This window comes from Glutamicibacter endophyticus (genome assembly GCF_048457885.1).
GTDB lineage: Bacteria > Actinomycetota > Actinomycetes > Actinomycetales > Micrococcaceae > Glutamicibacter > Glutamicibacter endophyticus.
Genome location: NZ_CP174200.1, coordinates 2745807 through 2760220, shown reverse-complemented (window position 1 = coordinate 2760220; position 14414 = coordinate 2745807). Strand labels below are relative to the sequence as shown.

Annotated in this window: 13 protein-coding genes; 6 read left to right on the top strand and 7 right to left on the bottom strand. The window is 62.7% G+C overall.

Translation table 11 applies throughout. The features are described from left to right. On the bottom strand, window positions 1–1929 hold the full coding sequence (locus ACJD00_RS12850; RefSeq protein WP_418907324.1) for a primary-amine oxidase: 1929 nt from the start codon (window positions 1927–1929) through the stop codon (window positions 1–3). Window positions 1930–2056: 127 nt separating this feature from the next. On the opposite strand from ACJD00_RS12850, the gene ACJD00_RS12845 reads away from it, so the two are divergent. The 5 genes from ACJD00_RS12845 (at window position 2057) to ACJD00_RS12825 (ending at window position 6936) form a co-directional block, all read left to right on the top strand. Beyond that, complete coding sequence (locus ACJD00_RS12845; protein WP_418907323.1) at window positions 2057–2650, top strand: TetR/AcrR family transcriptional regulator; 594 nt, start codon at window positions 2057–2059, stop codon at window positions 2648–2650. A 79-nt stretch (window positions 2651–2729) separates the two neighbouring features. Beyond that, complete coding sequence (locus ACJD00_RS12840) at window positions 2730–3665, top strand: helix-turn-helix domain-containing protein (RefSeq protein ID WP_418907322.1); 936 nt, start codon at window positions 2730–2732, stop codon at window positions 3663–3665. A gap of 105 nt (window positions 3666–3770) precedes the next feature. Continuing rightward, window positions 3771–5204, top strand: coding sequence for an APC family permease (locus ACJD00_RS12835; protein ID WP_418907321.1), 1434 nt, complete (start codon window positions 3771–3773; stop codon window positions 5202–5204). Window positions 5205–5229: 25 nt separating this feature from the next. Beyond that, window positions 5230–6642 carry an aldehyde dehydrogenase family protein gene (locus ACJD00_RS12830; RefSeq protein ID WP_418907320.1) on the top strand — a complete coding sequence of 471 codons (1413 nt, stop codon included), beginning with the start codon at window positions 5230–5232 and terminating at the stop codon, window positions 6640–6642. Window positions 6643–6741: 99 nt separating this feature from the next. Further along, window positions 6742–6936 (top strand): hypothetical protein, encoded by a 195-nt coding sequence (locus ACJD00_RS12825; RefSeq protein ID WP_418907319.1) that lies wholly within the window; start codon window positions 6742–6744, stop codon window positions 6934–6936. Here the strand turns inward: ACJD00_RS12825 and ACJD00_RS12820 are convergent. The 6 genes from ACJD00_RS12820 to ACJD00_RS12795 all read right to left on the bottom strand — a co-directional run bounded on the left by ACJD00_RS12820 (window position 6933) and on the right by ACJD00_RS12795 (window position 12679). Continuing rightward, a complete protein-coding gene (locus tag ACJD00_RS12820) occupies window positions 6933–7847 on the bottom strand; it encodes a F510_1955 family glycosylhydrolase (protein ID WP_418907318.1) in 915 nt (304 codons plus the stop codon). The genes ACJD00_RS12825 and ACJD00_RS12820 overlap by 4 nt on opposite strands. 95 nt (window positions 7848–7942) lie before the next feature. After that, complete coding sequence (locus tag ACJD00_RS12815) at window positions 7943–8314, bottom strand: hypothetical protein (protein ID WP_418907317.1); 372 nt, start codon at window positions 8312–8314, stop codon at window positions 7943–7945. Between the two features lie 102 nt (window positions 8315–8416). Then, window positions 8417–8890, bottom strand: coding sequence for an HtaA domain-containing protein (locus ACJD00_RS12810; protein ID WP_309405726.1), 474 nt, complete (start codon window positions 8888–8890; stop codon window positions 8417–8419). 91 nt (window positions 8891–8981) lie between these two features. Next, window positions 8982–9431 (bottom strand): hypothetical protein, encoded by a 450-nt coding sequence (locus tag ACJD00_RS12805; RefSeq protein ID WP_418907316.1) that lies wholly within the window; start codon window positions 9429–9431, stop codon window positions 8982–8984. A 320-nt stretch (window positions 9432–9751) separates the two neighbouring features. Next, a complete protein-coding gene (locus tag ACJD00_RS12800; protein WP_418907315.1) occupies window positions 9752–11128 on the bottom strand; it encodes an aspartate aminotransferase family protein in 1377 nt (458 codons plus the stop codon). A 42-nt stretch (window positions 11129–11170) separates the two neighbouring features. Next, window positions 11171–12679, bottom strand: a complete 1509-nt coding sequence (locus ACJD00_RS12795) for a CoA-acylating methylmalonate-semialdehyde dehydrogenase (RefSeq protein WP_418907314.1) — start codon at window positions 12677–12679, stop codon at window positions 11171–11173. Window positions 12680–12802: 123 nt separating this feature from the next. Between ACJD00_RS12795 and ACJD00_RS12790 the strand changes: the two genes are divergently transcribed. After that, a complete protein-coding gene (locus tag ACJD00_RS12790) occupies window positions 12803–14407 on the top strand; it encodes a PucR family transcriptional regulator (protein WP_418907313.1) in 1605 nt (534 codons plus the stop codon). The last annotated feature ends 7 nt before the right edge of the window (window positions 14408–14414 follow it).

The following is a 14414-nucleotide window of genomic DNA, read 5'->3' as shown; positions in this document are numbered from 1 at the left end:
CTACTTCTCGCCCGCGCAGCAGCCCGAGTCGCCATTCGAGTCGCTCGCGCAGCAACCGTGCTTGGCCGGCTCGGGGACGTCGAGCACCGGGGAACGGTCGAAGAACCCCTCGGGACGCAACGTGAAGCCCACGGTGTCTACCGGCATGATCGGCCAATCTTCGGTGCGCGGGAAGTGGGTAAGCGCGAAGCTGTGCCACAGGCTGATCTGTTCGGTGTCCACGTTGTGGTTGGCCTTGACCCAGTCGGCCATGCCGCTCACGCCCGGGTTCTGGTTGACGAAGTCGCCGGTGGGGTAACGCTGCGCAGCGTCGCGCTTGGTCACCCAGAGCGACTTGGTGGCGAAGCTGGCCCGCTTGTTCACGCTCGAACCCTCGGCGGCCAACATGGTGGGGTTACCCTGCGGCAGCAGCTTGTAGCCCACCGGGTGACCCAATCGGTTCGTCGACTGCGGGTTGGTCACGATCCAGCTGCGTCCGGCTTCCATTCGGGTATCGCGGGCCGCTTCCTGTTCGGTGGCCAGCACCCGGTGGCTACGGGTGAAGGCGTTGCCGCGCGGGTTCTCCTCGCTGAAGGGCAGGCGCACGGCTTCTTCTTCGATGACGCGGCTGGGACCGTCGTCCAGCGCGAAGTCCAATCGCGCGCCGAAGATGTGCTGGTGGAAGGGGGCGCCGAGCCCGGGGGCCAGCTCGGAGGCGAAGCGTTCGTCGCGCATGGCCGAGGTGAAGACGATGCCGGTGGCCTTGGCCTCGAATTCGATGGTGCCATCGAGGTAGAGGTACCAGTAGAAGCCGTAGTCGTAGTTGCCCACGGTGGTGAAGAAGGAGATCACCAGGCGGCGGTTGCGGCGCGTGTATTTGACCCCGGACCAGTCGTCGGAGTGCTTGGCCAGGATCGAGGCGTCCTCTTCGTGCATGCAGATGCCGTTGAGGATGGTGCGTGGGTTGCCCTGGTTGTCGGCGATCACCGGGGAGATGTAGTGGATTTCGCCCAGGCAGTCGCAGCCGAGTTCCAGGGAGTTGGCGCAGGAGCCGATGAGGTACTCGCCGGTGTCGAAGTAGTTCTGCCAGCTGCGCACCGGGGACGGGTCGCCGTAGGGGACGAGCATTTCGGCGATGGAGGCTCGGTTCAAAATGGTGCGGCGCGCGCCCTTGTCCTTATCGTCGAAGGCGATGTTGTAGAGCACCAGGCCCTCGCGCATGTCGAAGCCGACATCCAGCGACCACTTTTCCCATTCGACGTGGTTGCTGTCGCTGACGCTGAAGCTCGGGCCCTCGGGCTGGGTGATCTCGATGGGCTTCTGGCTGGTGCGCAGCTCTCCGGTCAGCGAGGGGTCGGTGTAGTTGCCATGCTCGGCCGGGATGTCGACGACACCGAAATCCAGGATCTGGTCGACCTGCTTCGCGATGGTGTCCACGTAGACCACCAGCCCGTCGATGGGGTGGGCCCAGGCAGAGTCGGTGGGGTGGTCCTGGCGGAAAGCCAGGCCGCGCAGCATGCGGCGGCCGACCTCCTCGGGATATTCGAAGACGCCGGCGGAGAGCGGGGCCACGCGCACCTGTTCGGTGTTCAGTCCGCGTTTGGCCAAGGCCTCGACCCAGCGCGGGTCGGCGTTGACGATTTCTTCGACGCTTCCGAAGTCTTCGGCGAGTACCGGCAGCTGCCCGGTGGCGCCCGGGTCGAGCTCGGTGACCGACTCGACGCTACCCTCGCTCAGGTTCAGCACGATGTCCTTGGGCTCGTTCAGCTTCACATCCAGCGTCATCACACGCACGCGGCGTTGCTGCGGGTGCTGCACGCTGGGGTCCTCGAGTCCCAGGTAGGCGACGCGGGTGTCGCTCCCGAAGAGGGAGTTGGCGGACAGTAGCTCGCGGGCCTGATGCACCTCGTCGGCGGACAGCAGCTGGTAGTTGGCGGTCTGGACGGTCATTGGAGACTCCTGTGTGCGGTGTTGGGTGGGTCACGTGTTTCTCTCTGACTGTAGAGAATAATCGCTGAGTAGACTCGAAGACAAGAGGTTGTGACAAACTTCTGGCCCACGCACCTAGGATTGAGCCATGCCCCGGATTATCGACCACGACTCAAAACGCCGCGAGATTATCGAGATTACGTGGCGCTTCATAGCCCAACACGGCTACGACAAATTGAATCTGCGGGATCTGGCGGCCGCCGCGGGATATGCCAACGGCGGGCTGAAAACCTACTTCGCCACGCGGGATGACATCTTGGTGGCCACCTTCCAGTTCGTCTTTGACTCGACCAACCGACGAATCGAAAAAGAGACCCAGGGACTCGAGGGATTCGCCGCGGTGCGAGCCTTCGCCCGTGAAGTGATGCCCCTAGATGAGCGGCGTCGCGACGAGGCGCGCGTGGTGGTGCACTTCTGGCATATGGCCTTGCAACACCGCACCTTTGGTGAGCTCAACGCCCGCTCCATGGATGACTGGCGGCACCGGCTCGATCGGTGGTTGGGCCAGGAACTACCCGAGGGTCAGGTGCGCGCCGCGCGAGATGGACTGATGAACTTCCTCATGGGGACCCAGTCCGCCGCGGTGCTCGACCCGCAGGTCAATACCGCCACGAGCCTGCAAGAGCAACTCGACTTCATCGTGCAGACCCTGCAGCGGCTCGCGGTCGAGCGGCGGGGCTAGCGGCCCGCGACGATCTGCCGTACATTCATCTGTGAGGCGCGCCTCATCGGGCTGTACTACCGCGCGCCGCGGAGGACTTATGTATCAAACTCAACAGGTGGATTCCTTTGCCGCGTGGTCGCGGCTCATTTCGCAGGCCTTCGTGCCCTTGGAATCGGAACAGGTCGCCTCCGGTCATTTCTCGGCCTCGTTGGCGGTGAATATGCTCGACGACATCGGTTTGATGCGCATCGCGTCCAAACCACATGCGGTGTTGCGTACCGACGCGCTGGCCGCTGCCGGCGACGGGGCCTACTTCAAGGTTTCGCTCCAGGTCACCGGGCACGGGATGTTGATCCAGGATGGCCGGGAAGTCACCCTGGCCCCTGGTGAGCTGGCCATCTACGACACCCAGCGCCCCTACTCACTGGTCTTCGACGCCCCGGCCAAGGTGATGGTCGTGATGATCCCGCAGGATAACTTCCGGCTCACCCGTGCCGAGGTGGCGCAGATTACCGCCACCAAACTCGATGCCGCACACCCGCTGACCGGCACCGTCGCACCCCTGCTGAGTCATTTGGGGGAGCATTTGCCGCACTGGGATAACTACGGCGGTGCGGCACTGGCACATAATGCGGTGGACCTACTGGGCACCGCGATGTCATCCATCCTGGGGAGCACCGTTCAGGGTAGCGCCCGGGAACGTCAACGTCGCGGCATCCTGCAATTTATCGAGCGGCACCTAGCGGATCCGCGGCTGAACGCGCACTTTGTGGCCGAAGCGAATTTCATGTCGGTCCGCACCCTGCACGCACTGTTCGCCGACCAGCCGCGCACCGTGGCGGCCCATATTGCCGCGCTGCGCATGCAACGAGCCGCGGAATTGTTGATCGACCCGCTATTGGCCACGGTGCCGGTGCAGTCCATCGGCGCTCGGGTGGGCTTCACCGACGCCTCGGGCTTCAGCCGGGCCTTTACCCGCGCGCACCGGATATCGCCCACGGCCTACCGACGTGAGCATCTGACCGTGTCGTAACGCAATGCACAGATCGTCAAGGACCCTGCGCAGATTGCCAAGGCAATCGAGGTGCCCCTCACAGATCCTTAGAGGCAATACTGAATCAAAGGTCAAGGAGTAGGCATGGGACTGGGCCAACGCACGATCGGGATTCCCGCGCTCGTAGTGATGATCATCGCCGCCAGCGCACCACTGACGGTGGTCGCCGGAGGAGTCAGCACAAACTTCGCCGTCACGGGCATGCTCGGGGTGCCGCTATCCTTCGTCGTGCTCGGTGTGGTGCTACTGATCTTCAGCCTCGGCTACACCGCGATGAGCCGGCAGATTTCGAACGCCGGTGCCTTCTACGCCTACATCGCCGAGGGGCTGGGCAAGGCCAGCGGCGTCGGTGCCGCGATGGTCGCCGTCGTCAGCTACAACCTGATGCAGATCGGCATCTACGGGCTTTTCGGATTCGCTTCGGCCTCCTTCGCCGGTAGCCTCTTGGGCTGGGACATCCCGTGGTGGGTCGGTGCCTTGGCCGGTTGGCTCGTGGTGGGGGTGCTCGGCTTGAATCGAGTGGATTTCTCCGCCAAGCTGCTCGGAATTGTGGTGGCCCTCGAATTCGTGATCGTCACCGTGTACGACATCATTGCCATCGCCCAGGCACCCGAGGGCCTGGATGCCAGCGGCTTCACGCCGACCGAACTTTTCGCCCCGGGACTCGGTGCAGTGCTCGCCTTTAGCATCGCGGCCTTCATGGGCTTTGAATCCGGCACCATCTACAACGAAGAGGTGAAGGATCCCAAGCGCACCGCCCGCTGGGCCACGCTCATCGCGGTGAGCATTATCGCCGTGTTCTACGCCTTCTCCGCCTGGTCCGTGGCCATGGGGGAGGGCTCCTCGAATGTGGTGGCCGCCGCCGGCGAATTCGGGCCCGACCTGATCTTCGTGTTCCTCGGTAAATTCGCCCCGACCTGGTTCGTGGACGTGGCCAACCTGATGTTCATCACGAGCCTGTTTGCCGCGTTGCTGGCTTTCCACAATGTGGTGGCCCGTTACTTTTACGCCATGGGTCGCGGCGGGGCGCTCCCGAGTTTCCTGGCACGCACCTCGCGGCGCAGCCACTCGCCCATCGCCGGTTCGATGACGCAGTCCGTGTTGGCGCTGCTGGTCATTATCATCTTCGCGGTCGTCTCGACCGGGAAGGAACCGCTGTTCATCGTGCTGACCATGTTCACCTGGATGACCAACGCCGGTGCCTACGGGCTGGTGCTGCTGATGGCGCTGACCTCCTTCGCCGTCCTGGGCTACTTCGCCAAGCGCCGCACCGTGGACTCGCTGATCACCCGGGTCATCGCCCCCTTGGCCGCCGGACTGATGCTCGGCTACATCTTCATCCAGATCGTCGTGAACTTCGATGTGCTCATCGGGCTCGAGGAGCCCGGCGCGCTGCCGTGGGTCTTGCAGGGCATCGTGATCCTGCCCGGGGTGATCGCGTTCCTCATTGCCCAGTGGGTGCGCACCGAACGCCACGCCGTGCCCGCGGATGACACCGTCCAATCGACCAACCACTAAGTACCGAGACATTAGGGAGAACACCATGGGCTACGCCAATGCCACCGAACTTCTGGCCGCTATCACCGAACCGGGAGCCGACCAGCAGGTGCTGGATCCGGCCACCGGAGCACCGGTCGGCGCCGTGCGCAATCGCACGGTGGACGAGCTGAACGACGCCGTGGCCGCGGCGCGGGCCGCGCAACCGGCCTGGGACGCACGCGGACATGAGGAGCGTTGCGCGCTCCTGAACGCGGCCGCCGATGCCATCGAGGAGAACGCCGAGGCGCTGGCCGAGCTCCTTTCGCGCGAACAGGGCAAACCGCTCAATGGCCCGAACGCCCGCTTTGAGGTTGGTGGCTCGGTGGCTTGGCTACGTGCCGCCACGGCCTATGACGTCGAACCCGAGGTGGTCGTGGACGACGGGGAAACCTACGCGGTGAAGCACTACCGCCCGCTGGGTGTCGTCGGAGCCATTGGCCCGTGGAACTGGCCGATGATGATCTCCATCTGGCAGATCGCCCCGAGCCTGCGCATGGGCAACACCGTGGTGCTCAAGCCCAGCGAGAACACCCCGCTGTCGGTACTGGCGCTGGGGCATGTGCTGAACCAGGTGCTACCGGCCGACGTGCTGCACATCGTGCCCGGCGGCCGTGACGTGGGTGAATCGCTGTCCGGCCACCCGGAGATCGACAAGATCATGTTCACCGGTTCCACTCCCACCGGCAAGGCCATCATCCGCTCCTCGGCCGACACCGTGAAGCGGCTGACCCTAGAACTGGGCGGTAACGACCCGGGCATCGTGCTGGAAGATGCCGATCCGCAGGCCATCGCCCAAGATCTGTTCTGGGGTGCGTTTATCAACACCGGCCAGACCTGCGCGGCACTCAAGCGCCTGTATGTGCCCGAATCCATCTACGATCAGGTCTGCCAGGCGCTGTCCGAGGTGGCCGGTGCCATGCCTATGGGCGTGGGGCTCGATGAAAACAATGTGCTCGGCCCGCTGCAGAACAAGGCGCAGTACGAGATCGTCTCCGGCCTGGTGCAGGATGCGGTGTCCTCCGGCGCCCGGGTGCTGCTCGGTGCCAACCCAGATACCGAGGCGGCCGGATACTTCTACCCAACCACCTTGATTGCCGACATCGACCCGCAGAACCCACTGGTTGTCGAGGAGCAGTTCGGCCCGGCGCTTCCCATCGTGAAGGTCAAGGATGTCGAGGAAGCCATTGAACTAGCCAACTCTCTGCCGGTGGGGCTTGGCGCCTCGGTGTGGAGTAGCGATAAGGCCAAGGCCACCGAGGTGGCCGCGCAGATCAAGGCCGGTACCGTCTGGGTGAACTCACACGGCACCATCGACCCGCGGGTGCCTTTCGGCGGTGCCAAGCAGTCGGGTTACGGACTCGAATTCGGGCTTGACGGACTGAAGGCCCTGGCACAGCCACAGATCATCAAGGCCTAATCCGCCGGAGACAGCGCCGGGCGACGAGGTTTCGTCGCCCGGCGCTGTGCTGTCTCGCGCGCACTGGGCACTTCTGCTAGCGTGAATAAAAAGCAACGAGTGAAACAGGTGTTTATGTATCGCAAGGCCGTAACTCTGGGTTACGTTGTCGTCTTTTGCTTGGCGATGTCGTTGGCGTCGCAGGCCGAATTTCCAAGCCAGCCCGGCGTGATTCTGGTGGGTTTGACCTTCCTCGCGCTTGCCGGCCGGATCGCTGTGCTGGCGCTGCGCTACACGCGAGCACGGGCTCGTTAGAACTCGAAGTAGTCGCTGAAGTTTGCCCCGTTGTCGGTCGAGTTGATGAGCGCCCGCGCGGTCGCAACCCACAGCACATTCTCGCCCTCGGCGTTCGACGCGTAGTTCATTTGCTGCATCGGTTCGGACACCCGGCCGCTTTCTTTCCACGTCAAGCCCGCGTCGGCGGAGATGTAGACGCGCCCGTCCGGTGCTATGCCCGCCGCGTCTTTGGGAGTGGCGAAGGAAACGTATTGCACGATGGGGCTGGACTCCACCAGCTGCCAGGTTTTTCCGTTGTCTTCGGAGCGCTGGATTCCGGCCTCCGTGGTGCCCAAGACGACCTTGCCTTCGGGATGCCCCGCGAGGACCGCCGGGGCGAACTGAGTTTGGCTCTTGTCCCATTTCTTTCCGTCGGTACTTAATAGCAGCTGCCCGTCGAATCCGATGAGCCCACCCTGGCTAAGGGTGAGCGCGTGGAAGTCCGATTGACCTTCGCGGGAGAGCGTGGTCCATGTGCGTCCGCTGTCATCGCTACGTAGCAGGCCCATTGGGTTGGGCAGATTGGAGCCCTCGCCCGGGTGCCCTGAAGCATAGAAGGTCCCCTCGGTTCCCGCTTCGGTGAACCCCATGTAGTCGTTGGTTGGTCCTAGCTGGGTGACCTGGCCTTCGGTGACGTCGAATACTCCATGGTGGGTGGCTAGGAGCACTTGGCTTTGGTCGGGGCGAACGCTGATGCCGTGGATGTGGGTTTGCGGGAAGGTCTCGGCTCGCGCCGCTGAGCTGGGTTCGCTGGAGCTAGAGGCGGAGGTGCTGGGGGAGGAAGAGGACTCGGCTGGGGTCTGGGCAGCAGGATCGGTAGTGCCGCAGGCGCTAAGCGTGGCAGAGAGAAGAACCGCGAGGGCGGTTAAGGGCAGAACTTTACGTGGCATGGTGAGATTCCTTGGGGAGGACAAGCATGGATCCCGGGGCCCTACGGCACCGGGCGGACGAAAGTGGCGACCGAAATGATTCCGGTGATTCGTCTCTAAGTCCTGCTGATCCCAAGGTCTTGCACACTCACCCGCGGGGTGCGCTGCGGGTGGAGAGATGGAATGACTGGTTGCGCGCTGACCACCTGCAACCGGATGCTGTCTCTAGCCGGTAGATCTGCAGGGGTGGGGCCGGCGCCCTGTAGCGGTGATTCATCGTCCGCCGCCCGATCGAGTACCGGGCAACTGTCATTGGCCGTGCAGTCTGCGCTGTCCACCGAGGTCAACTGCGTCGAGTGGTGGCTCGAAGCCTCCGGCGAATGTTGCGTCATCCCCACACACAGCACGCCCGCCAATACCGGAAGTGCCACCAGCAATAAGGCCATGAGCATGCGTGGCGCGTAACGCGCCGCGTACATGCCGGTCATGGCCACTCCTGTCTTTGCCGTGGTTGAAGCCCGCGTGGGCGAGCCGCCGTTAGCCTATGCGGCGTAGCTGTGTGGGGGATAAGTGCGCGTCGTGCAGTGCACCTAGTGGTTGAGCAGCGTGATGTTAATGGGGTCCATCTCGCTACCGGCCGGGTACTGGCCATTGAAGAGAGCGGAACCGGCGTCCGTGAGCGTCACGGTGTAGCCGATGCGCTTCATGCCGAAGGCCTCACCACTGTCGGTTTGCTGAAGATCAGCGATCGCCACGCGCGCGTCATCTGTATCGATGCTCAGTTGCAATCCAGCCGGTCCATGGACGATCCGCGGCTTGGCGATGTCGAGTTTCATCATCCCGCCGTGGCCAGCGAAGCTGAGCTTGCCCCGGAACCAATACTCACCCTCGGGCACCTCGGTGACATAGTCCTGCGGGAAGGCCAGCGCGCGGCCTTGCTGCCAGACGCCGTCGTGAGCTTCGATGCGCCCATCGGGTAGGGACGAAATGTAGCCGACGAAGGAGCTTTTGACGCCCCACAACAGGTGCGGTTTGAGGGCGTCTCCACCAGCGGGTGAGGTCATAGTTCTCTTGGCCTTTCCGTTGCGAAAATCTCTGATCAGCATAGGGCCAAGAGGCTTGGCTGCGCACCTTTGTGGCTTTGCTGGACGTCCGTTATTCGGGTAGGTCGTCGTAGATGAGTTCGTCGATGCCCGTGGCGAAGGGCTCACCGAAGTCATCAAGCACGATCTGGACGTTGGATATTTGCGTGCCGTCGGCCAGGGTGGCCTGAGCATTCATCCAGCTTCCGTTCCAATATCCCAGATCGAAAGTGACCATGGGGTACTTCACCGCGAGGTTGTACTCGAGAGCTTCGGTGGCCTGACCGTAAAGTACGGCGGATCCCACGGCACACAGGATGACTCCGACCATGAGGCATCCGCCCACGATAAGTTCGGCCCGGATATTGGCGCGATTTGCGTAGGTTTGAAACTTTTGGGCCAACGCCGGGAAACGATGGCGACGAAATAGCCCGTGTATCAGAAGTGGTGCTGCAACAAGCAACAAGACCAGCGCCACGCAGAACAGGATCAACGGCGTACTGAAGTCGAGCTGTTGATCCAAGGCTGGTGTCCCCTCAACAAATAAATTCGGGTCAGTAGAAAAATTAGTCTCATCCTATGGGGGTGGTGGCATGCTGGCAAGAAGCTGAACCAGGTACGAGTAGAGCATGATCTGGCAACGGCGAAGTACCGAGTGGGCCGCACATCATTAGCCAGGGCGGAATTTTCCTTGGCAGGTCATAGTGCACCACCTCAATCCCTCCCGACGGGTGGACGCAACGGGATTAGGGGCGACCCTGCACGGCAACGGTGGGACCAAAAAGCAGAACTGGCGTGGAACCCGCGGTGGGTTCCACGCCAGTATGCGTGCGCCGAAGCGCTTTAGGCGGTGACGAATCCGTCGGCGACATCTAGTGCCTTCTCGAGACGGCCGAGCGCCTTGATGAGCAGGTCGTCGTCGATATTCATGGCCGGCACTACGTGGATGCGGTTGAAGTTCGCGAAGGGCAATAGTCCCTCGGCCTTAGCCGCGGCGATGATTTCGTTCATTTCCGGGGACGAACCACCGTACGCCGCCATGGGTTCGCGCGTCTGACGGTTTTTGACTAGTTCGATTGCCCAGAACACGCCCTGACCGCGCACCTCACCAATGGACGGGTGACGCTGGGCGAACTCACGCAGCGTCGGACCAATGATGTCCTCGCCTAGTCGCTTGGCGTTGGACACCAGCTGCTCGTCCTCCATCGCGTTGATGGTGGCGACCGCGGCGGCACAGGCCAAGGGGTGACCCGAATAGGTCAGTCCGCCCGGGTACGGACGCTCCCGGAAGGTTTCGAAGATCTCCGGGGAGATCGCCACCCCGCCGAGGGGGACGTATCCGGAGTTCACTCCCTTGGCAAAGGTGAGTAGATCCGGAACCACACCCCAGGTATCGACCGCGAACCATTCGCCAGCCCGGCCAAAGCCCGACATCACCTCGTCGGCGATGTACACAATGCCGTACTTGCGGGTCAGCTCGCGCACGCCCTCCATGTAGCCGGCCGGTGGCAGGTAGATACCGGCGGTGCCCGGAATGGACTCCAGGATGAGCGCCGCAATAGTCTGCGGACCCTCGAGCACAATGGTTTCTTCCAAGTGCTGCAGCGCGCGCTCAGTTTCTTCGGCTTCGCTGCTGGAGTGGAAGTACGAACGGTACGGGTAGGCCGGTCGGAAGTGCACGATCCCGTCGCTGGCATGATCCGAGGCAAAGCGCCGTGGGTCGCCGGTGACGTTCACGGCCAAGTGGGTTCCGCCGTGGTAGGACCGATAGGCGGAGAGCACCTTATGCCGCCCGGTGTGCAGGCGTGCCATCCGGATCGCGTGCTCATTTGCGTCGGCTCCACCATTGGTGAAGAAGATCTTGTTGAGCTCGCCCGGGGTGCGTTCGGCAATGAGCCGGGCGGCCTCAGACCTGGCGGTATTCACATGCGCCGGAGCGATCGTGCATAGACGCGCGGCCTGCTCCGCAATGGCGGTAATCACCGTCGGATGCTGGTGGCCGATATTGGTGTTGACCATCTGGCTGGAAAGGTCGATAAATTCCTTACCTTCCCCGTCCCACACCTTGGAACCCTCGGTTTTGAGCACCGTCATCGGTGAAAACGGCCCTTGGGCCACCCACGAGTGGAAGACATGCTCACGGTCCAGCTCATAGGCCCGTCGGCCCTCGGCGATCTCTGCCTGGGTGACGGCGGCCTGCTCGGCTAGTTGGTCGGTCATCGACGATGCCCTTTCGCTTGGTACGAAATCATCCGGTGGTGGTTAGTCGTTCTGTGGGAAGCCGAGGTTGATGCCCCCGTGGCTCGGATCGAGCCAGCGTGAGGTGACGACCTTGTTACGCGTGAAGAACTTGAAGGCCTCCGGTCCGTAGGCGTGCTGGTCGCCGAAGAGCGAAGCTTTCCAGCCGCCGAAGGAGTGGTAACCCACCGGAACTGGAATGGGAACATTGATCCCGACCATGCCGACCTGAATTTCGTTCTCGAAACGCCGGGCCGCACCACCGTCGTTGGTGAAGATCGCGGTGCCGTTGCCGTAGGGGCTGGAATTGATCAGATCGATGCCTTCGTCGAAGCTGTCGACGCGTACGACTGAAAGCACCGGACCGAAGATCTCGTCGGTGTAGATCGACATATCGGGGGTGACTTTGTCGAAGAGCGTGGGATTCAAGAAGAACCCTTCGCCGTCCGCGTCGACGTTCCCACCGCGCCCATCGACGACCAGTTCGGCCCCGGAGTCGACCCCCGCGTCAATGTAGCCGGCGACCTTGTCGCGGTGCTCGCCGGTGATGAGCGGGCCCATATCGCAGCCGCGGGTACCGTCTCCAACGCGCAATTTCTTCGAGCGTTCGGCGATCTTCGCAACGAGTTCGTCTGCGATGGGCTCAACGGCCACGACCACGGAGATTGCCATGCAGCGCTCGCCAGCTGCCCCGTAGCCAGCGTTGATGGCCATGTCTGCCGCCAGATCAAGGTCGGCGTCGGGTAGCACAAGCATGTGGTTCTTCGCGCCACCGAAGGCCTGGACGCGCTTACCGTGGGCCGTGCCGGTGGAGTAGACGTACTGCGCGATCGGGGTGGATCCGACGAAGGATACCGAGGAAACACGCGGATCGGTCAAGAGCGTATCGACCGCTTCTTTATCTCCGTGCACCACGTTGAGCACCCCGTCGGGTAGCCCGGCTTCCTTCATGAGTTCGGCGAGCCACTGCGAACTGCTCGGGTCCTTTTCGCTGGGCTTGAGCACCACGGCGTTGCCCGAGGCAATGGCGACCGGGAAGAACCAGAGTGGCACCATGGCGGGGAAATTGAACGGCGAGATGATGACCGAGACGCCCACGGGCTGGCGCAAGGAGTGCACATTCAGGTTGGTCGATGCACTCTCGGTGTAGTCGCCCTTGAGCATGTAGGCGGCGTTGCATGCCAGTTCAACGACCTCGAGCCCGCGGTTGACCTCGCCCAGGGCATCATCGAGTACCTTGCCATGTTCGGCGGTGATGATGGCAGCTAGCTCATTCTTGCGCGAGGCCAGGAGTTCGCGGAAACGGAACATGATGGCGGTGCGTCGTGTCAGCGAGGTGGCCGCCCATCCCTTGGCGGCGGTGTGGGCAGCTGCGATGGCCGCCTCTGTGGTGGCCTTCGAAGCGAAGGCAACCTGACGGGCGACCTGGCCGGTGGCAGGGTTGTAAACCTTACCGGTTCGACTCTCGCCATCGCCGCTGAAAGGTGCGTTGTTGACCCAGTGCTGGAGGGTGTCGGTCAGGGTGATGGTCATGATCATGTCCTTCGTTGGGGTCGTGTTCTTCTCCCATCCTGCGCCACAAATGTGTTGTAGAACACTGGCACTATGTCATGATTTCTTAGAGATCCGTGACGTTGTGTAAAGGGGCTGGCGGTATTGGGCGAGTTGCGAGTGCGCGACGTGTTGGCATTGAGCGAGGTTGAATCCGCCGACCCCGTGATACTTAGTGGCCAGGCGGCACTAGGTGCCGAGGTGCGCTGGGTTCATATGACCGAGGCGGCCGACACCATCGAGCTCCTTGTCGGTGGCGAGTTGGTGTTGACCACCCTGCGCAATGTGCCCGCCGACGAAGCTAGCGTGCGACAGTTCATCGAGGGACTGCGTCAGGCCGGGGCCGTGGGCGTGATGATCGAGATACTTCCGGGTATGTCTGAACGTGCCGATGATCTGGCGCGACTATTGCAGCGCTGGGGCGGTGGCCTAGATTTTCCGGTGGTCTGGTTGCGCCGACGAGTGCGGTTCGTGCGAATCACCGAGGTGATTCACCAACTCCTAATGGCCGAGCAACTGCGTGCCGTGGAGTTTTCCCGCAAGGTGCACGAAATCTATACCGAACTATCGCTGAACGAGGCCGATGAGCGGACAATCGTCTCGCGCACCGCACAATTACTGAGTGCACCTGTGGTGCTTGAGGATGTGAGTCATCGGGTACTGGCTCACGCGGGAAGCGATAGTCCCGAAGATCTGCTGGCCCAGTGGACAAGCCGCTCAAGGTTTGTGCCCTACCCGGAGCGCACGGGTCGCAGCCGCGGCGTGGAACGCTGGTTGCAGACACCCGTGGGCGCCACGCACCGCCGATGGGGTCGGCTCGTGGTGCCGCAACAGCTTGATGACGACGCCAATGCCTCGCTGGTTCTCGAACGCGCGGGGCAAACTTTGACTATCTCGCGGCTGGCAGGCCGCGACGAGCAAGAGTTACTGTTTCAGGCGCGAACCTCGCTACTTCATGAGCTGGGTCAGGCCCATTCGCTCGCCGAGTCTGAGGTGCAGGTACGTGCCGCGTCTCTTGGGCTGGATCAAGCGGAGTGGTATGTTCCGATCGTGGTGGCTATCGGCCCAGGAGCGGAGCTGACCCCTACCCGGATTCAATTGCGCGAACGCGGGGTACTTCAGGCTTTGGACCGCGTCGCCGAACGCATGGGAGTCGGCGCACTCACCGGTTCGTTTCGCGCCGGTCTCATCGCGGCCCTTTGGCCGGTCGCAGAGCTCGGGCAGCTCCCCACTCAGCTGCAAAGGCTTTGTCGAGAGCTGGACGGAGAAGCATCGACCAGTATTGCGATTGGAGTTGCTGAGGAACGCCGGAGCATCAGTGGTTGCGCCCACCAGCTGGAGGAAGCGGCGCAAGTGGCGCAGATCGTCACGGCACTGCCGACTCGCAGTAGACCCTATTACCGCTTTGCGGACCTCAGGTTACGAGGTGTACTTGCTGCCATGGGCGGCGACGGGCGGATGCGTGCGCTGGTGCGCGCCGAATTGGGGCCGCTGCTCGAATCCGGCGATAACGAGGCATTGGAACTTCTCGAACGCTACCTAGAGCATGGCGGAAACAAGTCGGCACTAGCCAAGGCCGGGTATTTTTCGAGACCTACGCTGTATGCCCGACTCGCGCGGCTCGAGGAACGGCTCGGGTTGTCGCTGCAAAGCGCCGAATCTCGTACGAGCCTTCATGTGGCCTTGATGTGGCATCGCCTTCACGGGTAGGGCCGAT

Bases quoted from the DNA above. Each gene is read 5' to 3' on its own strand.
- ACJD00_RS12850 (WP_418907324.1), bottom strand. From the start codon at position 1,929: ATGACCGTCCAGACCGCCAACTACCAGCTGCTGTCCGCCGACGAGGTG.
- ACJD00_RS12845 (WP_418907323.1), top strand. From the start codon at position 2,057: ATGCCCCGGATTATCGACCACGACTCAAAACGCCGCGAGATTATCGAG.
- ACJD00_RS12840 (WP_418907322.1), top strand. From the start codon at position 2,730: ATGTATCAAACTCAACAGGTGGATTCCTTTGCCGCGTGGTCGCGGCTC.
- ACJD00_RS12835 (WP_418907321.1), top strand. From the start codon at position 3,771: ATGGGACTGGGCCAACGCACGATCGGGATTCCCGCGCTCGTAGTGATG.
- ACJD00_RS12830 (WP_418907320.1), top strand. From the start codon at position 5,230: ATGGGCTACGCCAATGCCACCGAACTTCTGGCCGCTATCACCGAACCG.
- ACJD00_RS12820 (WP_418907318.1), bottom strand. From the start codon at position 7,847: ATGCCACGTAAAGTTCTGCCCTTAACCGCCCTCGCGGTTCTTCTCTCT.
- ACJD00_RS12815 (WP_418907317.1), bottom strand. From the start codon at position 8,314: ATGACCGGCATGTACGCGGCGCGTTACGCGCCACGCATGCTCATGGCC.
- ACJD00_RS12810 (WP_309405726.1), bottom strand. From the start codon at position 8,890: ATGACCTCACCCGCTGGTGGAGACGCCCTCAAACCGCACCTGTTGTGG.
- ACJD00_RS12800 (WP_418907315.1), bottom strand. From the start codon at position 11,128: ATGACCGACCAACTAGCCGAGCAGGCCGCCGTCACCCAGGCAGAGATC.
- ACJD00_RS12795 (WP_418907314.1), bottom strand. From the start codon at position 12,679: ATGACCATCACCCTGACCGACACCCTCCAGCACTGGGTCAACAACGCA.